General features: G+C 71.1%; 22 protein-coding genes. 9 read left to right on the plus strand and 13 right to left on the minus strand.

Annotation, left to right across the window (positions count from 1 at the left end; all coding sequences use genetic code 11):
* Positions 1-11: 11 nt before the first annotated feature.
* From ACWD26_RS09705 to ACWD26_RS09715, 3 genes are all read left to right on the plus strand, one after another.
* Entirely contained in the window at positions 12-1295 is a 1284-nt protein-coding gene (locus tag ACWD26_RS09705) for a thymidine phosphorylase (protein WP_451267974.1), read from the plus strand.
* Positions 1296-1393: 98 nt separating this feature from the next.
* The gene (locus ACWD26_RS09710; protein ID WP_451267976.1) at positions 1394-1972 is read left to right on the plus strand and encodes a Uma2 family endonuclease; all 579 of its coding nucleotides are present in this window, start codon (positions 1394-1396) and stop codon (positions 1970-1972) included.
* Positions 1973-2014: 42 nt separating this feature from the next.
* Entirely contained in the window at positions 2015-2401 is a 387-nt protein-coding gene (locus ACWD26_RS09715; RefSeq protein ID WP_451267978.1) for an STAS domain-containing protein, read from the plus strand.
* Here the strand turns inward: ACWD26_RS09715 and ACWD26_RS09720 are convergent.
* A complete protein-coding gene (locus tag ACWD26_RS09720; protein ID WP_451267980.1) occupies positions 2294-3301 on the minus strand; it encodes a sigma-70 family RNA polymerase sigma factor in 1008 nt (335 codons plus the stop codon). The genes ACWD26_RS09715 and ACWD26_RS09720 overlap by 108 nt on opposite strands.
* A 234-nt stretch (positions 3302-3535) precedes the next feature.
* On the minus strand, positions 3536-4822 hold the full coding sequence (locus ACWD26_RS09725; protein WP_451267982.1) for an MFS transporter: 1287 nt from the start codon (positions 4820-4822) through the stop codon (positions 3536-3538).
* A 66-nt stretch (positions 4823-4888) separates the two neighbouring features.
* Here ACWD26_RS09725 and ACWD26_RS09730 point away from each other — a divergent pair, with 66 nt between their 5' ends.
* Positions 4889-5881, plus strand: a complete 993-nt coding sequence (locus ACWD26_RS09730) for a LysR substrate-binding domain-containing protein (protein ID WP_451268041.1) — start codon at positions 4889-4891, stop codon at positions 5879-5881.
* A gap of 80 nt (positions 5882-5961) precedes the next feature.
* Here ACWD26_RS09730 and ACWD26_RS09735 read toward each other — a convergent pair whose 3' ends face one another.
* The gene (locus tag ACWD26_RS09735) at positions 5962-6732 is read right to left on the minus strand and encodes an alpha/beta hydrolase (protein ID WP_451267984.1); all 771 of its coding nucleotides are present in this window, start codon (positions 6730-6732) and stop codon (positions 5962-5964) included.
* Positions 6733-6845: 113 nt separating this feature from the next.
* On the opposite strand from ACWD26_RS09735, the gene ACWD26_RS09740 reads away from it, so the two are divergent.
* Positions 6846-8003 (plus strand): adenosine deaminase, encoded by a 1158-nt coding sequence (locus ACWD26_RS09740; protein WP_451267986.1) that lies wholly within the window; start codon positions 6846-6848, stop codon positions 8001-8003.
* 139 nt (positions 8004-8142) lie between these two features.
* Positions 8143-8514: an ATP-binding protein gene (locus ACWD26_RS09745; protein ID WP_451267988.1), complete on the plus strand. Its 372-nt coding sequence runs from the start codon at positions 8143-8145 to the stop codon at positions 8512-8514.
* 116 nt (positions 8515-8630) lie between these two features.
* Here ACWD26_RS09745 and ACWD26_RS09750 read toward each other — a convergent pair whose 3' ends face one another.
* The 5 genes from ACWD26_RS09750 to afsQ1 form a co-directional block, all read right to left on the minus strand.
* The gene (locus tag ACWD26_RS09750) at positions 8631-8831 is read right to left on the minus strand and encodes a PspC domain-containing protein (protein WP_451267990.1); all 201 of its coding nucleotides are present in this window, start codon (positions 8829-8831) and stop codon (positions 8631-8633) included.
* Between the two features lie 125 nt (positions 8832-8956).
* Positions 8957-9475: a VanZ family protein gene (locus ACWD26_RS09755; RefSeq protein ID WP_451268043.1), complete on the minus strand. Its 519-nt coding sequence runs from the start codon at positions 9473-9475 to the stop codon at positions 8957-8959.
* 260 nt (positions 9476-9735) lie between these two features.
* Positions 9736-10380, minus strand: a complete 645-nt coding sequence (locus ACWD26_RS09760; protein WP_451267992.1) for a hypothetical protein — start codon at positions 10378-10380, stop codon at positions 9736-9738.
* A gap of 44 nt (positions 10381-10424) precedes the next feature.
* Positions 10425-12017, minus strand: coding sequence for an ATP-binding protein (locus ACWD26_RS09765; RefSeq protein ID WP_451267994.1), 1593 nt, complete (start codon positions 12015-12017; stop codon positions 10425-10427).
* Positions 12014-12691 carry a two-component system response regulator AfsQ1 gene (gene afsQ1, locus ACWD26_RS09770; RefSeq protein WP_013001223.1) on the minus strand — a complete coding sequence of 226 codons (678 nt, stop codon included), beginning with the start codon at positions 12689-12691 and terminating at the stop codon, positions 12014-12016. Before afsQ1 ends, ACWD26_RS09765 begins: the two co-directional genes overlap by 4 nt.
* Before the next feature lie 322 nt (positions 12692-13013).
* Here afsQ1 and ACWD26_RS09775 point away from each other — a divergent pair, with 322 nt between their 5' ends.
* The gene (locus ACWD26_RS09775; protein ID WP_451267997.1) at positions 13014-13781 is read left to right on the plus strand and encodes a SigE family RNA polymerase sigma factor; all 768 of its coding nucleotides are present in this window, start codon (positions 13014-13016) and stop codon (positions 13779-13781) included.
* A gap of 227 nt (positions 13782-14008) precedes the next feature.
* Here ACWD26_RS09775 and ACWD26_RS09780 read toward each other — a convergent pair whose 3' ends face one another.
* The 4 genes from ACWD26_RS09780 to deoC form a co-directional block, all read right to left on the minus strand.
* Positions 14009-14641: a uridine kinase family protein gene (locus ACWD26_RS09780; RefSeq protein ID WP_451267999.1), complete on the minus strand. Its 633-nt coding sequence runs from the start codon at positions 14639-14641 to the stop codon at positions 14009-14011.
* 268 nt (positions 14642-14909) lie between these two features.
* Entirely contained in the window at positions 14910-15821 is a 912-nt protein-coding gene (locus ACWD26_RS09785) for an aldehyde dehydrogenase family protein (protein ID WP_451268001.1), read from the minus strand.
* Positions 15814-17250, minus strand: coding sequence for an aldehyde dehydrogenase family protein (locus ACWD26_RS09790; protein WP_451268003.1), 1437 nt, complete (start codon positions 17248-17250; stop codon positions 15814-15816). Before ACWD26_RS09790 ends, ACWD26_RS09785 begins: the two co-directional genes overlap by 8 nt.
* A gap of 5 nt (positions 17251-17255) precedes the next feature.
* Entirely contained in the window at positions 17256-18209 is a 954-nt protein-coding gene (deoC, locus tag ACWD26_RS09795; RefSeq protein WP_451268045.1) for a deoxyribose-phosphate aldolase, read from the minus strand.
* A 194-nt stretch (positions 18210-18403) separates the two neighbouring features.
* Between deoC and ACWD26_RS09800 the strand changes: the two genes are divergently transcribed.
* Positions 18404-19144: a PH domain-containing protein gene (locus ACWD26_RS09800; RefSeq protein WP_451268006.1), complete on the plus strand. Its 741-nt coding sequence runs from the start codon at positions 18404-18406 to the stop codon at positions 19142-19144.
* 219 nt (positions 19145-19363) lie between these two features.
* On the plus strand, positions 19364-21208 hold the full coding sequence (locus ACWD26_RS09805; RefSeq protein WP_451268008.1) for a hypothetical protein: 1845 nt from the start codon (positions 19364-19366) through the stop codon (positions 21206-21208).
* Between the two features lie 80 nt (positions 21209-21288).
* Here the strand turns inward: ACWD26_RS09805 and ACWD26_RS09810 are convergent, their stop codons facing one another.
* The gene (locus ACWD26_RS09810) at positions 21289-22920 is read right to left on the minus strand and encodes a phospho-sugar mutase (RefSeq protein ID WP_451268010.1); all 1632 of its coding nucleotides are present in this window, start codon (positions 22918-22920) and stop codon (positions 21289-21291) included.
* Positions 22921-23155: the final 235 nt, after the last annotated feature.

The following is a 23155-nucleotide window of genomic DNA, read 5'->3' on the forward strand; positions in this document are numbered from 1 at the left end:
GAAGGACAGCCATGGCCATGGACGCCATCTCCGTCATCCGCACCAAGCGGGACCGCGGCGAGCTCAGCGACGAGCAGATCGACTGGGTCATCGACGCGTACACCCGCGGCGAGGTCGCCGACTACCAGATGGCCGCCCTCAACATGGCGATCCTCCTCAACGGCATGGACCGCCGTGAGATCGCCCGCTGGACGGCCGCGATGATCGCCTCCGGTGAGCGCATGGACTTCTCGTCCCTGTCCCGCCCCACCGCCGACAAGCACTCCACGGGCGGCGTCGGCGACAAGATCACCCTCCCGCTGGCCCCCCTGGTCGCGGCCTGCGGCGCCGCCGTGCCCCAGCTCTCGGGCCGGGGCCTCGGCCACACGGGCGGTACCCTCGACAAGCTGGAGTCGATCCCCGGCTGGCGCGCCCTGCTCTCCAACGAGGAGATGCTGAACGTGCTGGACAGCGTGGGCGCGGTCATCTGCGCGGCGGGCGACGGCCTGGCCCCGGCGGACAAGAAGCTCTACGCGCTCCGGGACGTGACGGGCACGGTCGAGGCCATCCCCCTGATCGCCTCCTCGATCATGTCGAAGAAGATCGCCGAGGGCACGGGCTCCCTGGTCCTGGACGTGAAGGTCGGCACCGGCGCCTTCATGAGGACCATCGAGGACGCGAGGGAACTGGCGTCGACGATGGTGGGCCTGGGCACGGACCACGGGGTCAAGACGGTCGCCCTCCTCACGGACATGTCCACCCCCCTCGGTCTCACGGCGGGCAACGCCCTGGAGGTCCGCGAGTCCGTCGAGGTCCTGGCGGGCGGCGGCCCGGCGGACGTCGTGGAGCTGACGATCGCCCTGGCCCGCGAGATGCTCGACGCGGCCGGTGTGAAGGACGCCGACCCGGCGAAGGCCCTGGCCGACGGCTCGGCGATGGACGCCTGGCGCCGCATGATCGCCGCCCAGGGCGGCGACCCGGACGCCGTGCTGCCCACCTCCCGCGAGCAGCACGTGGTGAAGGCCGGCGCCTCCGGCGTCCTGACCCGTCTCGACGCGTACGACATCGGTATCGCCGCCTGGCGCCTCGGCGCGGGCCGCGCCCGCAAGGAGGACCCGGTGCAGGCCGCCGCGGGCGTCGAGATGCACGCCAAGCCCGGCGACACGGTGACGGAGGGCCAGCCCCTGCTCACCCTCCACACGGACACCCCCGAGCGCTTCGCGTACGCCCTGGAGGCGGTGGAGGGCTCCTACGACATCGCGGCCCCGGGGACGGCGTTCACGACGTCGCCGGTGGTGCTGGAACGTATCGCCTGACCTGGTCTTTTCCCATTCGGGTGAACGGGATCGGTGGACCGCCACCGGTCCCGTTCGGCATGGTGTAGTCGGTGACGCACCGATTGGAGAGAACCGCCATGAGCGCACTCACTGTCGACCACGATCCCGAGCAGAGCTGGGACGAGCTCGTCCGGTTCTGGGAGGAGATGGAGTGGCCTGAGGGCAGCAAGGTGGAGATCATCGAGGGGATCATCACCGTGTCACCTGCCCCCGCGTACCGCCACAACCTGATCGCGGCACGTATCCAGCGTCGCCTCTATTCCGTGATCCCCGAGGACTGGGAGATCTTCCAGACACTTGCCATCGCCGTACCATCGCGATTGGGCATGCTCATGCCTGACCTCGTCGTGGCCCCGGTACGGGAGGACACGGACACGCACATCCCGGCCGCCCTAGCGGAACTCGTCGTGGAGGTGACCTCCAAGTCCAACGCCCGCCACGACCGCATCAGCAAGCTCGCCGCCTACGCCACGGCCGGCATTCCGTTCTACCTTCTCGTCGACCGCTGGGCACCTGACGGCCCCACCGCAACGCTCTACGGGGAACCGAATGGTGACGTCTACCGGCCGCTGAGCACTGTCAAGTTCGGCGAGACAATCAAGATCCCCTCCCCCTTCGACGTCACCATCGACACCAGCGTCTTCCCCGACAAGTAGGGACGCCGGATCATCCCCGCGCGGCGGCCCGCTGGCTCGCCGATGAATTACGCGGCTACCCACGGTCTACAGATCGTGGACGCGACGACACCTGCCGTACTCATGCCCGCCGGCCCCGTCACCCGAGACGAGGTGGCGCGGCTGTGCGACGACGTGAGGGCGTTGCTGGACGTCCCCGGCACCGGGGTGGTGGTGTGCGACGTCGGCGGGATCGGACCGCCGATCCTCGGCACCGTCGACGCCCTGGCCCGACTACAGCTCACCGCACGCCGGGCCGGAGGCCGCATACGACTGCGGGACCCCGACCCGGCACTCCGCGCGCTACTGGGCCTGGTCGGGCTTTCCTTCGATGTGGAGGGGCAGGTCGAAGAGGGGGAACCAGCGGGCGGTGTCGAGGAAGCAGTGGAACCCGGCGATCCGGCCCTCTGATATCTCCAGCACCTGCACGGCCCACGCGCTGAAGCCGCCCTTCTCGGGGTCCGGCTTGTACTGCGCGAAGCCCGGCAGGCCGTTCACCGCGACCGGCACCAGGTGCGATCCGGCGCAGGGTGCGCCGAGCGTGGTCATGAACCCGGTGATGTCGCTCGTCCCGGTCAGCCACAGGTCGAACGGCGGCATCGTCATGACCGCGTCCTCGTGCAGCAGGGCCGTCAGCGCCGCCATGTCGTACCCCTCGAAGGCGGCCACATAGCGCTCCAGCAGCTTCTGCTGCTCGTCGTCCAGTGGGTCGGAGACATCGGCCGCCGCGATCTGCCCGTCGCCCTCGGCGAGGGTCGCCCGGGCCCGCTGCAAGGCACTGTTCACCGAGGCCACGGAGGTGTCGAGCAGCTCGGCGACCTCGCTCGCCCTCCACGCCAGCACCTCGCGCAGGATCAGCACCGCACGCTGCTTGGAGGGCAGCTTCTGCAGCGCCGCCACGAACGCCAGCCGCACGGATTCCTTCGCCACGGCGGCCTCCGCCGGATCGTCGGTCGTCGGCAGCACGCGGGCGTCGGGCACCGGCTCCAGCCAGGTGTTGTCGGGCCGGGGGGAGAGGGCGGCCTGGGCCAGCGGCGTGGACTCGGTGAGGTCCATGGGCCTGGCCCGCTTGTTCCCCGCGGTCAGCATGTCCAGGCACACGTTCGTCGCGATGCGGTAGAGCCACGACCGAAGGCTCGACCGGCCCTCGAACTTCTCATAGCTCCGCCAGGCCCGGATCATCGTGTCCTGCACGGCGTCCTCCGCCTCGAAGGACGACCCGAGCATCCGGTAGCAGTAACCGGTCAGCTCGACCCGGTGCCGTTCCAGCCGCACGTCGAGCTCTTCCACTGTCGCCGTACCGTCACTCATGGCCAACCCACCCCTGTGGCATTCCTGTGCGTACCAACACTTCGGAAGCTATCGCAGCCCACTGACAATGGCCTGGCGAAGCGACGAAGGAGCAGGTCAGGGGGGTCATGTGTCGTCCGGCAAGAAGCACGGGGCGAGCCCGTGCTTCTTGAGGGGCGGGGGGGAACCGTGCGAGCAACCACGATGGACCCGCACCCACCGACGAACCCGAACCCCCGAGCTGGCGCCCAGAGTTCAGTGCGCCGGCACCGGCCCCCGCCGAGCCGCGTGGGACCCCACCACAGTGATCCCCACGACCCCCAGCACAGCCAGCAGCCCCAGAGAGACGGTCCCCGACCAGCCCCCGGCGTGGAAGGCCACCGCCCCCAGCGTGCTCCCCGCACTGGACCCGACGTAGTACGCCGACTGGTACAGCGCGGACGCCTGGGCCCGCCCCTCCTTCGCCGTGTGACTCACCGAAGAGGACGCCACCGCATGCCCCGCGAAGAACCCGGCGGTGATGAGCACCAGCCCCGCCAGCACCGGCACCAACGAGTCGGACAGCGACACGAACAGCCCCACCGTCGTCGTACCGCCCGCGAGATACAGCGCACCCCGCCGCCCCAGCCGCCCCACCAGCTTCCCGGCGGTGGACGCCGAGACCGTACCCACCAGGTACACGAGGAAGATCGACCCGATGATCCCCTGCGGAAGCGAGAAGGGAGCGTCGGCCAGCCTATAGCCGATGACCGTGTAGACGGCACCGAACACGGTCATGAACAGCGCACCGATCGCGTACAGCCGGCGCAGCAGCGGGTTCCCGAGATGGGCCCGGACCGTTCGGCCCAGCACCCGCGGCCGCAGCGACCCCGCGACGAAGTGCCTCGGCGCGGGCAGCAGCAGCCGGAAGGCCACCGCGCAGCCGACCGCGATCACGCCGAGCACCCCCAGCGCGACCCGCCAGCCCCACTCCTGGGCGACCCAGCCGGTGATGACACGGCCGCTCATGCCGCCGACGCTGTTGCCTGCGACGAAGAGGCCGATCGCGGTGATGAGTGCCTTGGGCCGCACCTCCTCGGCGAGGTAGGCGGTGGCCGAGGCCGGCACACCGGCCAGCGCGGCGCCCTGCACGGCCCGCAGCACCACCAGCGCCCCCAGCGAGGGCGCGAAGGGGATCAGCAGCCCGACCGTCACCGCGACCGCCAGCGACGCCGTCATCAACGTACGCCGCCCGAACCGCTCCGACAGCGCGCTCATCGGCAGCACGAACACCGCCAGCGCACCGGTCGCCGCCGACACCGTCCAGCTCGCCGCGCTCGCCGTCGTCCCGAAGCCGTCCGAGATCAGCGGCAGCAGAGCCTGGGTGGAGTAGAGGAGGGCGAAGGTCGCGACACCCGCGAGGAACAGCGCCAGACTCATCCGGCGATAACCGGGCCCACCGGGGGTGACCCGGGAGTCGGCGGCGGGCGCAGGGTGCGAACGGGCGGATGTGGCTGATACGGCGCCCACGGTGGTGGACGCCCCGGTACTGGCGGAAGGCATGCCTCGAAACTACGTACGGCGCCGCTCATCCGTCCAATGCATGGAACCCCCATAATCGTTCCCGTGATGCATGAGCAGAGGTCAGGGCGGCAGCTGTCACAGTCCAGTGACACAAAACAAATCGGTGGCCATACCATCCATGACCCGGAGGGCATCGAGGACATCGTCCTGCGCCTGGCCCCCCGCCTCGCCTACTTCGCCGGAGTCGCCCGCACCGAGCACGTCACCCGGGCCGCACAGGGGATGCGGGTGCCGCAGTCGACCCTGTCGCGGGCCATGGTCCGCCTCGAACAGGACCTGGGCGTCGACCTGTTCGCCCGCCGGGGGCGCACGGTCTCCCTCACCCACGCAGGCCGCACCTTCCACGCCTCCGTGGAGCGCGCCCTCGCCGAGATCGAGCGCGCCGCCGACGAGGTCCGCGCCGACGCCGACCCCGCCACCGGCAAGGTCGCTTTCGGCTTCCTGCACACCATGGGCGCCGAGACCGTCCCCGGCCTCCTCCAGGCCTTCCGCGCCGAACACCCCCGCGTCCGCTTCAGCCTCGTCCAGAACTACGGCGAGGCCATGCTCGAACGCCTGCGCGCCGGCGAACTGGACCTCTGCCTCACCTCTCCCGTCCCCGACGCCCCCGACCTGGTGGCCCGCCGCCTCGACGAGCAGAAACTCCGCCTCGTCGTTCCCGCCGACCACCGCCTCGCCGCCCGCAAACGCGTCCGCCTGGCCGAGGCCGCCGACGAAACCTTCGTCACCCTCGAACCCGGCTACGGCATGCGCCGCATCACCGACGACCTCTGCAAGGAGGCCGGCTTCAAACCCCGCATCGCCTTCGAGGGAGAGGAGGCGGAAACCCTCCGGGGCCTGGTGGCGGCGGGCCTGGGCGTGGCCCTCCTCCCGCCACCCGCCGTCCCACGGCCGGGCGTCGTGGAACTGACGGTCACCGCCCCGAGAGCGGCCCGCGAAATCGGCGTGGCCTGGCTCGAAGGCCACCCGGACACACCCCCGGTGGCAGCCTTCAAGAAGTTCCTGCTGTCGAGAAGAGGCCGCCTCCTCCACGACTGACGCGAGCTGCGGCCAGGCCTATACAGGGGCGCGGGGAACTGCGCGAGAAGCCCCCCGGACCCGCAGCCGCGTCACAAACCTCAGACACCTCTCTGAGAGCGAGCCACCCCGAAGCCGGAGGCAAGCGGCATACGCAACCCCAACGGCGGAGGCGCCGCCAACGCATCCTCCACAGGCCGCGAGAAAGCCCTCCCGAACAACACCCCCATCACGAAGTCCGAAGCCAGCGCATGCACCTCGTCCCGGTACTGCGTCAGCCCATGCCGATCCGCGTGCACCTCGAACCGGCAGATGTCGGGGTTCGTCTTCTTCGCCCGCTCCGCGAACCGGAAGGAGAGCTCGGGATCCACCCGCTCGTCGTTGGTCCCGTGCACGATCATCACTTGCCGCCCGGCCAGCTGTTTCACCGGTTCGGGCGGCGCTGCCACATCCTCCTCGGGCAGCCAAGGAGCAATGGCCAGCACGGAGTTGACGGCATCGTGCCCACCCGCGTGCAGCGCCGCCCGCGCCCCCATGTGGAGCCCGGCGAGGCACACCGGCACATCCCCGTAGCGCCGCACCACCTCGTCCACCGCCCACTCGGCGTCCCGCGCGAGCCGCGCCTCCGAGCCGTTCCAGCCCCGGTAGCGGTAGTGCACGACATGCGCCGCCAGCCCCTCCGTACGGCCCGCGCGGGCCAGCCGGCGGCCGAGGGCGCGCACGGAGGCCGTGGCCACCATCGGGGAGGGTCTGCGGGTGGATGCCTCGTCACCGGCCGGGAGCAGCAGGACGACCCCGCTGACGGTGCCCGGCTCCGGCCCGATCGTTCGCCCAAGTCGGGGCGTACGGACCGGCATTGCTTGCTGCGCCATGACAGAACAGTGTCAGAAGAGATGGTGTACGCCACCCGTCCTGTGGGTCACCGTTGGGTATCGACAGGACCGCCCGACAGGCGCTCTACGCGCGTAGGCTATATCGTGCGAAAATGACGAACCAGACCGACCGGACCGGCAGCACCCCGGATTCGGACCAGATCCGCCGGGCGCCCAAGGTTCTGCTGCACGACCACCTCGACGGCGGACTGCGCCCCGGCACCATCGTCGAGCTCGCCCACGCCTCGGGCTACACCCCCCAGCTCCCGGAGACGGACCCCGACCGGCTCGGCGTCTGGTTCCGCGAGGCCGCCGACTCCGGTTCCCTGGAGCGGTACTTGGAGACCTTCTCCCACACCGTCGGCGTCATGCAGACCCGCGACGCGCTCTTCCGTGTCGCCGCCGAATGCGCCCAGGACCTCGCCGCCGACGGCGTCGTCTACGCCGAGGTCCGCTACGCCCCCGAACAGCACCTCGACGGCGGCCTCAGCCTCGAAGAGGTCGTCGAGGCCGTCAACGAGGGCTTCCGTGAGGGCGAGCGGCGGGCCAGGGCCGACGGCCGGCGTATCCGGGTGGGCGCCCTGCTCACCGCCATGCGGCACGCCGCCCGTGCCCTGGAGATCGCCGAACTCGCCAACCGCTACCGCGACCTGGGCGTCGTCGGCTTCGACATCGCCGGCGCCGAGGCCGGCTACCCGCCCACCCGGCACCTCGATGCCTTCGAGTTCCTCAAGCGCGAGAACAACCACTTCACCATCCACGCCGGTGAGGCCTTCGGGCTCCCCTCCATCTGGCAGGCGTTGCAGTGGTGCGGCGCCGACCGGCTCGGTCACGGCGTCCGCATCATCGACGACATCCAGGTCCACGAGGACGGCTCCGTGAAGCTCGGCCGCCTCGCCTCCTACGTCCGCGACAAGCGCATCCCGCTGGAGCTGTGCCCCAGCTCCAACCTCCAGACCGGCGCCGCCCGTTCGTACTCCGAGCACCCCATCGGGCTGCTGCGGCGACTGCACTTCCGGGCCACCGTGAACACGGACAACCGCTTGATGTCCCACACGAGCATGAGCCGTGAATTCGAGCACCTGGTCGAGGCTTTCGGGTACACGCTCGACGACATGCAGTGGTTCTCGGTCAATGCTATGAAGTCAGCATTCATTCCTTTCGATGAACGACTGGCCATGATCAATGACGTGATCAAGCCCGGATATGCCGAGTTGAAATCCGAATGGCTGTTTAGGCAGACGGCCTCCACCAGCGGCTCTGTCGACTAACAGAGCTGAACGGCGACCTCGGGAAGCGATCGCGTGGACGACGACGCGGCCGCTTTCCGATGTTTGCCTCCGGCGGGACTTTGGTGTTTACGTTTCGGCACCGCTCACCTGTCAAACGCATTCCAAGGACGCATTCACCATGAAGCAGTCTGCTGCCAAGACCCTCGGTGTCGCCGTCGTCGGCGCCGCCATCGCCGCTGCGGGCGCGGGTGCCGCGAACGCCGCCCCGAGCGCACCCGACGCCGCCCAGGCCGTAGGCACCGCCGCCCATGCGCTGCCCGTGGAGAACGTCTCGCAGACGCTGCCGCCCGCCTCCGGCGCCGTCACCGAGGGCCAGCGCGCGCTCGGCGCCGGTCTGGAAGCCGTGCAGCCGACCGTCACCGACCCGCTCGCCGGAGACCCGACCGCCCCCGCCACCGGGCTGCTCGGTGGTCTCCCCACCGGCAAGACGCTCCCCGCCAAGGGCGACCTCGGCGTGAACGGTCTGCCCCTCGGCGGCCCCACCGCCTGAGCCGCACCCGCTCCGCCCGCACGACATGGATGGGGCGCACCCCCGGAAACCGCCAGGAGGGGTGCGCCCCATCGGCGTACGCGTCGGTCGGCCGACGGTGGCCGGTCCTTCGCGCGTCACCAAGCCGTGCGGGCCTTGCCCTCGGAGGGGAGCAGGATCCACAGGGCTATGTAGAGCAGGAACTGCGGGCCCGGAAGCAGACACGACACCAGGAAGATCACGCGCATCGTGGTCGCGGAGGTGCCGAAGCGCCGTGCCAGCGCGGCGCACACTCCGCCGATCATCCGGCCTTCGGTGGGGCGGGCAAGGCGGCTCATGAGGGGCTCCTTCGTCAGCGTAGGACGTCGGCCGCGGGCCGACCGTGGGGCGGGGCCTCCTCGCGGCCGCCGCTCTCTTTTCCACACCTTCGACGCTACGGTGACGAAGCAGACGAAGCGTCCCTCTATGGAGCCATTCCGACCCTGGGAATCGTCGGGGTCCGACCCTGAGACGACTCCTCCCGGCGCAGACGCGCCGCCCGCACCCGGGTCTCGGCCCTCCGCCGCAACGCCGACCTGACCGCCGGCACGACCGCGAGATGGGCCAGGCCCACCCCGACCGTGTTCAGCAGGATCGAGTCGATGTCGACGACCTGACCGGGCACTCCGGTCTGCAACAGCTCGATGCCCAGCGACAGCAGCGCCCCGGCCGCGACCGACCGGGCCAGCGAGGCGAGCGGCGACCCGGCCAGTCTGCCGTGCGCCATCGGCAGCAGTACGCCCAGCGGAGCCAGCAGGGCCAGCCCCTCACCGATCCGGCGGGCCGCCTCCGGCCAGCCCAGGGCCAGATCCGCTCTGATCCCCGCGAGAGGCCGAAGATTCGCGGGACTCATCCAAGTGACGTCCAGCGGACGCAGCGTGATCCAGGCAACGACCGCGAGATGTGCGGCGAGGAGGACACCCCCCGCCGCACGGACACGGATCCCGGCGCTACCGCCGTTCGTACCTTGAGGCTGCACGCCCCCCAAGACGCGGCCCCCGGCACGATCGGTTGCACCTTCTTTTTTGGCTCGGTTCGCCGCCGGGGCGCTTGTGCCTGTGTCGAGAGCGCGACCGTGCTCGGCCCCTCCTTCGTCGGGGCCTGCGCGCGCTCGCGCTCTCGACACAGGCGCGCCCCTTTGGCTCACTCGCCGGCTCTTCTGCAGTTGCCCTGGCAGTGGGCCTTCGCGGGGGCCGCCCGGGGTCAGGAAACCCCGACCTCCGTCGACGGCGGGTTCCCCTCGCCCGGGTCCGACTGGACCTCCGGGGTGCACTCGTAGCGTCGCAGCGACTCGGCGCTGACGCTGCCGAGGACCACCGAGCCGTTGTCGCCGGCGGCCGCCGAGTCGGCGAAGGTGCAGACGATCTGGGCGAGGGCGTACCTGGGGAGGGAGTCGGGGGCGGTGGACAGGCGCAGGGCGTCCTCGGGATCACCGGGGCGGGGGCCGGTCACCGTGAGGCCGGCCGGTACGGCGGTGGCGTAGCCCGCCTCGTCCTCGACGTCGGAGAGGTCCGTCGCCAGGGCGTCCAGCAGGCCCTGCGCGACGGTGACGCGCCGCTCGGCCTCCTGTGTGCCCTCGGCCACCTCCACCGAGCGGTTGACCCGCACCAGCGCCCCGGAGCAGAGCAGGAACACCTCGACCGGCATGCCGGGCTGGGACGCCGGCGTCGCGACGTCCGTCACCGACAGCTCACACGGCACCATCGACGGGGCCGGACCGAAGTCCGTCGGCACCTGAGTGGCGCGGATGCCGCAGCCGGCGAGGAGCCCGGCGAGCGCCCCGGTCGCGACCAGCACCCGTACCCCGCGCACCCGTGAGTCCCGTACACGGACGTCTCGGACGCGCACGCCCTGGGATCCCGTGTCTTGTCGTCCTCGCGCGCCTCGTATCGTCACTGACCGTCCCCCTCGGTGCCCTCAGGGCCGTCGTCGCCCTGGTCGCCGTCCCGTTCCTCCGCGATCAGGGAGGCCGCGTCCCGGGGCAGGCGGAGCGTGAAGACCGCGCCGCCCTTGGGGGAGTTGGCGGCGGTGATCTCGCCGCCGTGGATGTGGGCGTTCTCCAGGGCGATGGACAGGCCGAGGCCGCTGCCCTCGGAGCGCGGGCGGGAGGCGCTCGCCTTGTAGAAGCGGTCGAAGACGTGCGGCAGGACGTCCTCGGGGATGCCGGGGCCGTGGTCGCGCACCTCGATCAGCAGGTCGTCGCCCTCTTCGTGCACCGAGACACGCACCGGGGAACCGCCGTGCTTGAGCGCGTTGCCGATGAGGTTCGCCATGATCACGTCGAGGCGGCGCGGGTCGAGGTTGGCCATGATGCCGCGCTCGGCGTCCAGGTCCACCGCGTCCAGCCAGGCGCGGGCGTCGATGCAGGCGGTGATCTGGTCGGCGATGTCCACGTCGTCGAGGACGAGGCGGGCGGTGCCCGCGTCGAAGCGGGTGACCTCCATCAGGTTCTCGACCAGGTCGTTCAGGCGCCGGGTCTCGCTGACGACGAGCCGTACGGCCGGTTCGATCATGGGATCGAGGCTGCCGGTGTCGGCGTCCAGCTCCTCCTCCAGCACCTCCGTGACGGCGGTGATCGCCGTCAGCGGCGTACGGAGTTCATGGGACATGTCGGCGACGAAGCGGCGGGACGCCTCCTCGCGGGCGCTCATGTCGTCGACCCTCTTCTCCAGGGACTCCGCCGCGAGGTTGAACGTCCGGGAGAGATCGGCCAGTTCGTCCGTGCCGGAGACCCGCAGCCGGGTGTCGAGCTTGCCCTCGCCGAGGCGCCGGGCGGCGACACCGAGGCGCTGCACCGGCTTCAGCACCGTCGTCGCGGCGGCCTGCGCGAGCAGCGCCGAGCCGATGAGCGACAGACCCGTCGCGATACCCAGCGACCAGGCCAGCGAGTTGAGATCCTTCGCCTCCTCGGCGAGGGACTTGCGCATGTAGCCGGTCGGCCCGCCGCCGATCATCTTCGCGCCGCCCACCAGATACGGGGTGTCGCCGTCTATGACCCGCTGCCAGTACACGTGGTACGCGTGCTGGTTGCCCGAGGTGAGTTGCTGCCGCTTGTTGACGGCCTTCTGCAGGGACGCCGGCACGTCCTCCAGCGAGAAGCCGTCCAGCGCGTTGTCGGTCGAGGACCCGGACACCGTCTCGCCGTCGGCGCCCTCGGCGATGAGCAGCACACTGGAACGCTCGCCGCCCTCGGCCATCTTCCGTGCCGCGACACGCAGTTGGTCCTGTGTCGGGTTCGGGCGCAGCGTGCTCACATGGCTCTGCATCTCCCGCTCGAAGTCGTTGAGCGCCGCGTCCTGCGCGCGCGTCTGCACGGCCTCGCGGTTGAGCCAGTACGCGATACCGGACGCCGACACGGCCGCGGTGAGCGCCACCAGACCGAAGACGACCACCAGACGCAGCCGCAGACTGGTGAAACGGATCCGGGACTGGACCTTCCTGCGAGCCGCGGCCCAGCCGCGGATCCCCCCTGGAGCCTTCGTCACTGAGGCGTGTCCAACCGGTAGCCCACGCCACGCACGGTACGGATCAGGGTCGGCGACGACGGTACGTCCTCGACCTTGGCGCGCAGCCGCTGCACACACGCGTCCACCAGGCGGGAGTCGCCCAGGTAGTCGTGCTCCCACACCAGACGCAGCAGCTGCTGCCGGGACAGGGCCTGTCCGGGACGGCGGCTCAGCTCCAGGAGCAGCCGCAGCTCGGTGGGCGTCAGCTGGAGGTCCTCGCCGTTCTTCGTCACGGTCATCGCCGCGCGGTCGATCACGAGGGAGCCGAACGTCGCCGCGTCGTTGGCCTCGCGCTCACCGCGCCGCAGCACCGCGCGGATACGGGCGTCCAGCACCCGCCCCTGCACGGGCTTGACCACATAGTCGTCCGCGCCGGACTCCAGACCCACCACCACGTCGATGTCGTCGCTGCGCGCGGTCAGCAGGATGATCGGCAGCTGGTCGGTGCGCCGGATCCGCCGGCACACCTCGAAGCCGTCGATCCCGGGCAGCATCACGTCCAAAACGATCAGATCCGGCCGCTGTTCGCGCAGCAGCTTGAGACCATCCTCGCCGGTGGCGGCGGTGGCGACACGGTGCCCCTGGCGCGTCAGTGAGAGCTCCAGGGCCGTGCGGATGGCGTCGTCGTCCTCGATCAGCAACAGGGAAGGCACGGGCTCATTCTGGCCCATGGCATGGCGCCGAATCGACCGTTGGAGCGCTCCCACCCGACACCCGCACACGATCGTGCCGTTCGCGTAGCCGTACGACTCTTCTCTGTGATCAACCTGTGCCCCGCCCGGGCCCGGCCCCCGCGTCCGGCCCCTGTGACAGGTCTGTGACAGTCGGCGGACACGGCCATGAAGGTGGGCGGGCAATCTTTTCGGCACAGGCAAGGAAACACCGCCCGACAGCACGAAGGGGCGGAGCCGGAGAAGCACGAACGAGCACCACGGCACAGCACCACAACCGGAACTCCACGACGGGGGGCGCGAGATGAACACGCTGCACAGCACCAGCACTAGCGCAGTTGTCACGCGTCTCCACGACGTCATCCGGAACACGGAGAAGTCCGGTGCCGTGAGCGGGCGGGGGTGCGCTCGCGGCACCGGGCGTCAGCACACCACGTACATGTCGGTGGTTGACGCGCATGTGGGGGGAAGCAACACGGGGGTCGCCCACGGGGGAACGGGGGCGACGGGGGCCGCGTACGGGGAGGGCACGGGGGAACGCCGGTCTGTGTCGGAGGCGGAGTTCACCGCCTACGTCCAGGAGCGTCGTGCCTCCCTGTACGCAACGGCCTACCACCTGACCGGAGACCGGTTCGAGGCCGAGGACCTGCTGCAGAGCGCGCTGTTCTCGACCTACCGGGCCTGGGACCGGATCAGTGACAAGGCCGCGGTCGGGGGCTACCTCCGCCGCACCATGACCAATCTGCACATCAGCGCGTGGCGCCGTCGCAAGCTGAACGAGTACCCGACCGAGGAGCTGCCGGAGACCGCCGGCGACACGGACGCGATGCGCGGCACCGAGCTGCGCGCCGTCCTGTGGCAGGCGCTCGCCCGGCTCCCCGAACTCCAGCGGACGATGCTGGTCCTGCGCTACTACGAGGGCCGCACCGACCCGGAGATCGCGGAGATCCTCGACATCAGTGTCGGCACGGTGAAGTCCAGCATCTGGCGGTCCCTCCGTCGGCTGCGCGAGGACGAGGTCCTCAGCTTCGGCCGTGACGAGGAGGAGTCCTTCGGGGAGCTTGTCGCCTGAAGGTCAGCGGGGGAGCAAGTAACGGGGGAAAAGCGGGGGGGGGTACGGGGGAACGAGGGACGTCACGGTGGCGCGGGGAGGCGCCGGCGCGACGACCGGGGGGAAAAACCGGCGGGGTTCGGGGGAACCACGACGGTGCGACACGGGGGATCACGGGGGAAGCGGGACTGGAGGGCCGGGGGGTCCGTCCAGTCCCGCTTTTTCGTGTGCCGCTCACGGTGCGCGCATTACGCCGCGGGTGCCTTCGCGCCGCGGCCCGCCGCGGCCGCCGCCAGACGGCCGAGCGCCTCGTCCCTGTCACACGGGTGGGCGCCCAACTCCGTCTGGCGGGCCACGATCGAGCGCTCCAGACGCATCAACCGCCAGCCGCGCCGCAGCAGGAACGGCACCGACTTGCGGCCCTCCTTCAGATCGCGCAGGAAACGGCGGCGGAAGGTCGTCACCGGACCCCGGGTCAGACACAGCGCGTCCGCCAGAACGCCGAGTTCACGGCAGCGCCCCACGATTTCGGCCGCGAAGATGCCCTCGGCGATGAACACCGGAGTCCGCCCGACGTCCAGAGCCTCCGCGCCGGTCCGCGCGCTGAGGGAGATGTCGTACGCCGGCACGGTCGTACGGCCCGTGCGGCACAGCTCCTCGATCGCCGCGACGGCGGTCTCCGCGTCCCACGACAACGGGTGGTCCCAGTCGATGTCCGAGCTGCCCTCCACCTGCGGCAGCGTCGGGTCGTCACCCTCCTTGTAGAAGTCGTCGAGCCGCAGCACGGGCAGGCCGGAGCGGGCGGCGAGGAGGGATTTGCCTGAGCCGGACGGACCGGACAGCAGGACGACCCGGGTCGGTATCGGGGGATGTGAACTCACGAGAGTCCAGTGTGAGGCATCACGCGGCTCCAGCCGAGACGGCGGGGTGCCCGTGGAGCGCACATCACACCTGAACTACCCTACGTGCCACCATGATTACTTTCCGCGTCGGTAACCGGTCGCGGAACAGTAGTGCCACCGCGGACGATGCCGCCCTGACGTCCAGGGTGGGTTGCGCTGAGTGCCCCGTGAGGGGCGCGGGGAACTGCGCGACCAGCCACGGACGGTCCGCGCCGTCGTGACGGCCGGCAGTTCCCCGGACCTCGTCTCAGTACGCCGAACCCGACGCGCCCAGCGACCCCGTCGGGTGCCACACCGTCTTCGTCTCCAGGAACGCCGTCATGCGGTCGATGCCGGGCGTGGCGGCCCAGTCGTCCACAGGCTGTGGACGCAGGACCCGCTTCAGGTTGTCGGCCGCGGCGATCTCCAGCTCCTTCGCCAGGACGTCGTCCGCGCCGGCCAGGTCGATCGCGTTGACGTCCTGGTGGGCGGCGAGAGGCGCCGCGATCTCCGCCGTGCGGCCGGAGAGGATGTTCACGACACCGCCGGGGACGTCCGAGGTGGCCAGGACCTCGCCGAGGGAGAGGGCCGGGAGGGGGGACTTCTCGCTCGCGATCACGACCGCCGTGTTGCCGGTCGCGATCACGGGGGCCAGTACGGAGACCAGGCCCAGGAACGACGACTCCTGGGGGGCCAGGACCGCGACCACGCCGGTCGGCTCGGGGGAGGAGAGGTTGAAGTACGGGCCCGCTACCGGGTTTCCGCCGCCGACCACCTGGGCGATCTTGTCGGTCCAGCCCGCGTACCAGACCCAGCGGTCGATCGTCGCCTCCACCTGGGCCGCGGCCCTCGACTTCGACAGGCCCTCGGCGTCGGCGACCTCGTGGACGAACTGACCCTTGCGGCCCTCCAGCATCTCCGCGACGCGGTAGAGGACCTGGCCCCTGTTGTACGCCGTCGCGCCGGACCAGCCGCCGAAGGCCTTGCGGGCCGCGACGACCGCGTCACGGGCGTCCTTGCGGGAGGAGAGCGGCGCGTTGGCCAGCCACTTGTCCTTGGAGTCCGACACTTCGTACACCCGGCCGCTCTCGGAACGCGGGAACTTCCCGCCGACGTACAGCTTGTAGGTCTTGAAGACGCTCAGACGGTTCTGCTCGGTCTTTTCGGTCTTGTCAGACATCGAGGTACGCCTCCAGGCCGTGGCGACCGCCCTCGCGGCCGAAGCCCGACTCCTTGTAGCCGCCGAACGGCGAGGTCGGATCGAACTTGTTGAACGTGTTGGACCAGACGACGCCCGCACGGAGCTTGTTCGCGACGGCCAGGATCCGGGAGCCCTTCTCGGTCCAGATGCCCGCCGACAGGCCGTACTGGGTGTTGTTGGCCTTGGCGACCGCCTCGTCCGGGGTGCGGAAGGTGAGGACGGAGAGGACCGGGCCGAAGATCTCGTCCCTCGCGATGGTGTGCGCCTGGGTGACGTTCGTGAACAGTGTCGGGGCGAACCAGTAGCCGGAGGTGGGGAGTTCACAGGCCGGGGACCAGCGCTCGGCGCCCTCGGACTCGCCGCGCTCGACGAGGGAGGTGATGCGGGTGAGCTGCTCCTCGGAGTTGATCGCCCCGATGTCCGTGTTCTTGTCCAGGGGGTCGCCGAGGCGGAGGGTGGACAGTCGGCGCTTGAGGGAGTCGAGGAGCTCGTCCTGGATCGACTCCTGGACGAGGAGGCGGGAGCCCGCGCAGCAGACCTGGCCCTGGTTGAAGAAGATGCCGTTCACGATGCCCTCGACGGCCTGGTCGACGGGGGCGTCGTCGAAGACGATGTTGGCGCCCTTGCCGCCCAGTTCGAGGGTGAGCTTCTTGCGGGTGCCCGCGACCGTCTTCGCGATCTCCTTGCCGACGGCCGTGGAGCCGGTGAAGGCGACCTTGTTCACGTCCGGGTGCGCGACCAGGGCCGCGCCCGTGTCGCCGTAGCCGGGGAGGATGTTGACGACGCCCTTCGGGAGGCCCGCCTGGCGGCAGATGTCCGCGAAGAACAACGCCGACAGGGGAGTGGTCTCCGCCGGCTTCAGCACGACCGTGTTGCCGGTCGCGAGTGCCGGGGCGATCTTCCACGCCAGCATCAGCAGGGGGAAGTTCCAGGGGATGACCTGGCCCGCCACGCCGAGGGGGCGCGGGTTCGCCCCGAAGCCCGCGTGGTCGAGCTTGTCGGCCCAGCCCGCGTAGTAGAAGAAGTGCGCGGCGACCAGGGGGAGGTCGGCGTCGCGGGTCTCCTTGATGGGCTTGCCGTTGTCCAGGGTTTCGAGGACCGCCAGTTCGCGGCTGCGCTCCTGGACGATGCGGGCGATGCGGAACAGGTACTTCGCGCGCTCCGCGCCGGGGAGCGCGGACCACTTCTCGAACGCCTTGCGGGCCGCCTTCACGGCGCGGTCGACGTCCGCCTCGCCCGCCTGCGCGATCTCGGAGAGCACCTCCTCGGAGGCGGGGCTCACGGTCTTGAAGACCTTGCCGTCGGCGGCCTCGGTGAACTCGCCGTCGATGAACAGGCCGTACGAGGGGGCGATGTCGACGATCGCGCGGGACTCGGGCGCCGGTGCGTACTCGAATGCGGATGCCATGGGGATCAGTCCACCGTCACGTAGTCGGGGCCGGAGTAGCGGCCGGTGGCCAGCTTCTGGCGCTGCATCAGCAGGTCGTTGAGGAGCGAGGACGCGCCGAAGCGGAACCAGTGGTTGTCCAGCCAGTCCTCGCCGACGGTCTCGTTGACCAGGACGAGGAACTTGATCGCGTCCTTGGTGGTGCGGATGCCGCCGGCGGGCTTCACCCCCACCTGCACGCCGGTCTGGGCGCGGAAGTCGCGTACGGCTTCCAGCATGAGCAGGGTGTTGGCGGGGGTGGCGTTCACCGCGACCTTGCCGGTGGACGTCTTGATGAAGTCGGCGCCCGCGAGCATGCCGAGCCAGCTGGCCCGGCGGATGTTGTCGTACGTCGAGAGCTCGCCCGTTTCGAAGATGACCTTCAGGCGGGCCGTGGAGCCGCAGGCTTCCTTCACCGCGGTGATCTCCTCGTGGACCTTCAGGTAGTTCCCCGCAAGGAACGCGCCGCGGTCGATGACCATGTCGATCTCGTCGGCTTCGGCCGCCACGGCCTCGCGGACGTCCGCCAGCTTGACCGAGAGCGGGGCGCGGCCCGCTGGGAAGGCGGTGGCCACGGAGGCGACCTTGACGGTGGAGCCGGCGACGGCGGCCTTGGCGGCGGGCACCATGTCGGGGTAGACGCAGACCGCGGCGGTGGCGGGCGTGGTGCGGTCGGTGGGGTCGGGGAGGACCGCCTTGGCGCCGAGCGACCGGACCTTGCCCGGGGTGTCCGCGCCTTCCAACGTCGTCAGGTCGACCATGGAGATGGCCAGGTCGATGGCGTACGCCTTGGCGGTCGTCTTGATGGAACGGGTGCCGAGGGAGGCGGCGCGCGCCTCCAGGCCGACCGGGTCGACGCCGGGCAGCCCGTGCAGGAAGCGGCTCAGCGTGCTGTCGGACGCGGTGACGTCGGCGAGAGCGTGGGGTGCGGCTGTGGACATAGTCACCAGACGAGCATATCTACGCGCGTAGTAGGTGTACAGCCCTCGGATGGTTCGGCGGGCGCCCGACAGCTCGGGGGTGGGTGCCGGGCGGCGGGCGCGGGTGGGCTGTGGCTGCTCGCGCAGGTCCCCGCGCCCCTCGGGGGCACGGCCCCTTCCGTCAGGGGGTCGGGGCGTCGGGCAGAATCGGACGTATGAGCACCTCGGATCAATCGTCGCCCGAGTCGGAACCGGTTCGGAAGCGTACGGAGGCTGTGGCGGCTTCGGGGAACCCGAAGGCCGGGCAGGCTCCGGTGGCTGCGGCGGCCTCTGCGCCGAAGCCCGGCAAGCCCGTGTACAAGGACCGGGTGTACCGGTCGCCCGCAGGGCTGGTGGGTGGGGTGTTGCTGCTGGGGCTGTTCGCGTGGCTCGGCGGGGACGCGGTGGTGTCGGGGGACGGGCGTACGCCCTGGCTGGCCTTGGCTTCGTTGCTGGTGGCGGTGCCGCTGGTGGCCGCGTTCTCGGTCCGGCCGGCTGTGTTCGCCAACGATGACCGGCTGCGGGTGCGCAATCCGTTCCGGGTGATCGAGCTGCCGTGGGCCAGTGTCGTGTCGCTGCGGTCCGGTTACACCAACGAGGTGATCGACGAGGGCGGCACGAAGTACCAGCTCTGGGCCGTCCCCGTGTCGCTGCGGGCCCGTAAGAAGGCCGCTCGGCAGCAGGCCCGGGAGGCTCATCGGGCGGCCAAGGGGGACAGCGGCGGCCGTACGTCCTCGGTCGCGCCGCCTGTGCGGGCGGAGGCCGATCAGGTCATGGCTGATCTGAGGGAGCTCTGCGAGGCACGGGCGAAGGCGGCCGGGTCGCAGGGGGAGCCGAGTGTGCGGTGGGCCTGGGAGATCCTGGGGCCGGCGGCGGCGGGGGCTGTGTTGCTCGCGTTGCTGTTGCTGACGGGCTGACGGGCTGACGGGCTGACGGGCTGTGTTGCTCGCGTTGCTGACGGGGCGCCGGGGCGCCGGGGCGGCGGGGCGCTCCTGACGTCTGTCCCGTGAAGTGAGTTCCGTGACGTCGGTGTCCGTACGTATCCGCACAGGTTCGTCCGCTCGGGTCGCGTGGGATCGTGGGGCCCCGCGTACGAACAGCGCAACTGAGACGGCGGCCGGAGTGACCAGACAACGATGAGTACGAACGCTGAGCCCCAGCACCAGATCCGGCCGCAGCCGCAGCCGCAGCCGCAGCGGCAGCGGCGGTCACCGGTGCGGGTGCGGTCACAGCCGCCACGACCGCTTCCCGAGTCCGCCGTGCCCGAGGGCTGCCCCGCCTGGCGCGGGGAGAAGGCGAATGCCTGGGCGAAGGCGCGGCCGCCCGTATGGGTACCGGTACGGACGCGGGCGCTGCACCTCCTCGCCGTGGTCCCGGGGAGTCTGATCGTCGGCTTCTGGCTGGTGAACTTCAAGGAGGTGCCCGCCGCCTTCGCCGCGCTCCTCCCCCTGCAACTGGTGTGGACCCTGGTGCGCCCCGAGGTCGTACGGTTCTCGGCACCGTCGCTCATGCTCCTCCTGGCCTGGTACGGGGGCACCCACGACGTGCCGACCCTGGTGGGCCTGCTGGCCGTGACCGCCACGTGGGCCATGGCCGAGATCCGGCTGAGCTCGCGCCGGACGCAGCGGAGCTGGGCGATGTCGATCGCCGGGGGCGAGACCGCCGTGGTGCCGGACGAGGCGGGGCCGCTGCGGCGCGGGCGGTTCCTCGTCGGGCTCGGCTTCCTCCTGTCCGTGCTCGGCGTGGGCCTGATCGCCCTCACCGCGGGCTGGGACGCCGCCACCGACCGGCGGGAGCAGACGCTGCTGGGATGGTTCGTGATCGGCTGCGGGTTCACCACGCTGCTGTCCGGCGTGCTCGGCCGCCGCCGGGCCGCCGCGCTGCGGCGCGCCCCCGTGCCGGCGTTCCGGGTGCTCGTGCGTGACGGCGCCGACGGGGACGCGGAGGTGTTCGCCGCCGAGGACACGGAGGCGGCACGGCCCCTGTTCACCGTCGCGATCGAGGAGTGGTACGAGGAGAGCGACGACGAGGTCGAGGAGCGGATCGGCCGGGAGGAACTCGACGAAGCCCTCGACACCGCTGAGAAGGCCGCCGAGAACCACGACCAGATCTACGACGAGGACGACGAAGAGCCCGGGCCCCTGCGCGAGGCCGTGCTGTACGGCGCGCCGTACGAGGGCGCCGAGGTCGTGATCGTCAGCGCGGCCGAGAGGCCGACGGAGGACCAGTCCGAGAAGCCGGCGGGGCGGCCGGGAGCGGGGGCGGAGGAGGCGGACGGAGCGGGAGACGGTTCCGGCGCGGAACTGGTGGTCGAGTCCTCGACCGGCCCGGTGCGTCCGCTGTCCGAGCGTGCCGTACGGCGCCGCGCGGCCACGGCGCGGGCCAGGGCGGCCCGGCACACGGTCCACGAGGAACTCCGCGCGACGGCCGTGACGGAGAGCCGGGCGCGGCTGGGCAAGGAGGCGGTACGGCGCTGGCGGGCGGGCTGGGCCGACTGGTGCGCCGCCTTCTTCCTCGCCCTGGGCGCGGTCGCCCTCGGGCTGTATCCCGACGGGTCGTGGCTGCGGATCCCCGGGGGCGTCCTCGGCCTCTTCCTCGTCCTCGGACTGCCCCAGATGCTGACCTGGCGCATCACGGCCGACCGGTCGGGCCTGTGGCTCAACGACCAGCGCCGGACCTGGCACATCGAGTGGGACGACCTCATGACCGTCCGGTGCACGGGCCCCGTCCTGATGGTGGACAGCCACCAGGCGTCGTTCCCGACGTGGACGGTCCGCGCGGAGCGCTGGCGCTGGCTGGAGCGGAAGCTGCGCCTGGTCCATCCCTACGAGCGGACCGCCGCCGAGATCACCGCCATGTGGCAAGACCCCGCGCTGCGGCCCACCGAGGAGTACGACGCGGCAGGACGTGGGTGGCCGCTGTGGCCGTTGAGCGTGGTGCTGGCCGTGGCGTGGGTGGTGGCGCTGCTGCTGGTGCCGTAGGGATCCCGGGACCGATCGCGCGAAAGCCCCGGCCGGTGCTCCGGCCGGGGCTTCGCCGTACCGCTGGCGGGGGGCCGGGATCAGATGCCGGCCGCCTGTGACAGGTCCCGCTTGATCGTCGTCAGCAGGTCCGTCGCCTTGGCGCGGGCCGCGGGGAGGTCGGCGTGGCCGGCCACCGGGACCACCACCTCCAGGTAGCACTTGAGCTTGGGTTCCGTGCCGCTGGGGCGGACGATCACACGGGCGCCGTCGAGCGTGTAGCGCAGACCGTCCGTGGGCGGGAGCTTGTCCGTGCCCCGGGTGAGGTCCTCGGCCTTGGTGACGGGCAGGCCGGCGAGGGCGGTCGGGGGCTGCTCGCGCAGCCGCTCCATCGCGCGGGCGATGAGCGAGAGGTCCTGGACGCGGACCGAGAGCTGGTCGGTGGCGTGCAGGCCGTGCTCCACGGCGATGTCGTCCAGGAGGTCGAGGAGGGTGCGGCCCTCCTCCTTCAGCCGCGAGGCCAGTTCGGTGATGACGAGGGCCGCCGTGATGCCGTCCTTGTCGCGTACGCCCTCGGGGTCGACGCAGTAGCCGAGGGCCTCCTCGTAGCCGTAGCGCAGGCCCTCGACGCGGGCGATCCACTTGAAGCCCGTGAGCGTCTCCTCGTACGCGAGGCCCGCCTTCTCGGCGATACGGCCGAGGAGGGAGGAGGAGACGATCGACTCGGCGAACGTGCCCTGCGCGCCGCGTCCGACCAGGTGGGTGGCGAGGAGCGCGCCCACCTCGTCGCCGCGCAGCATCCGCCAGTCGGCGCCGTCCTGCACGGCCACGGCACAGCGGTCGGCGTCGGGGTCGTTCGCGACGATCAGGTCGGGCTCCGTCTCGCGGGCCTTCGCGAAGGCGAGGTCCATCGCGCCGGGCTCTTCCGGATTGGGGAAGGCGACCGTCGGGAAGTCGGGGTCCGGGTCCGCCTGCTCGGCGACGAGCACGGGCTCCGGGAAGCCGGCGCGGGCGAAGGCCGCGAGCAGGGTGTCCCTGCCGACGCCGTGCATGGCCGTGTACACCGTCCGGGCGGTACGGGGGGAGCCGGGGGCGAGGACCGCGTCCGTACGGGCCAGATAGGCGTCCAGGACGTCGTCGTCGAGGGTGTCCCAGCCGGCGTCGGGGCGGGGCACGTCGTTCAGGGACCGTACGGCGTCGATCTCGGCCGCGATCTCGGCGTCGGCCGGGGGCACGATCTGGGAGCCGTCGCCCAGGTAGACCTTGTAGCCGTTGTCGCGGGGCGGGTTGTGGCTGGCGGTGACCTCGACGCCCGCGACCGCGCCCAGGTGCCTTATGGCGAAGGCCAGGACGGGCGTGGGGAGCGGGCGGGGGAGGACGGCCGCGCGGAGGCCGGCGCCGGTCATCACGGCGGCCGTGTCGCGGGCGAAGTCAGCGGACTTGTGCCGGGCGTCGTAGCCGATGACGACGAGGCCGCCGGTGGCGCCCTTCTTGTTCAGGTACGCGGCGAGACCGGCGGCGGCGCGGATGACGACCGAGCGGTTCATGCGCAGGGGGCCGGCGCCGAGTTCGCCGCGGAGGCCGGCGGTGCCGAACTGGAGGGTGCCGCTGAAACGAGCGGCGAGTTCCGTGACGTCCTCGGTGTCGATGAGCTTGGCGAGTTCCCCACGAGTCTCCGGGTCGGGGTCCTCGGCCAGCCACGCCTTGGCGCGGGCGATCAGGTCGTCGTGCACGGGGGTCAACCTCTCGTCTTCGTTCGTGCGGGGCGCGGTGGGGCGCCGTGGGGCGCCGTCGGGGTGGTGCGGCCTGCCGGTCGATTCTCCTCGCCCCCGCCGCCCCTACCCGTCCCGTCCCCGGGGGCCGTGCCCCCGGACCCCGCTCGGTCCGGTCCGGTGCGGGGTGGCGGGGGCTGGTCGCGCAGTTCCCCGCGCCCCTGAGAAGCACAGGGCGCAGCCCCTGCTTCTCAGG

The organism is Streptomyces sp. NPDC002787 (assembly GCF_053592095.1).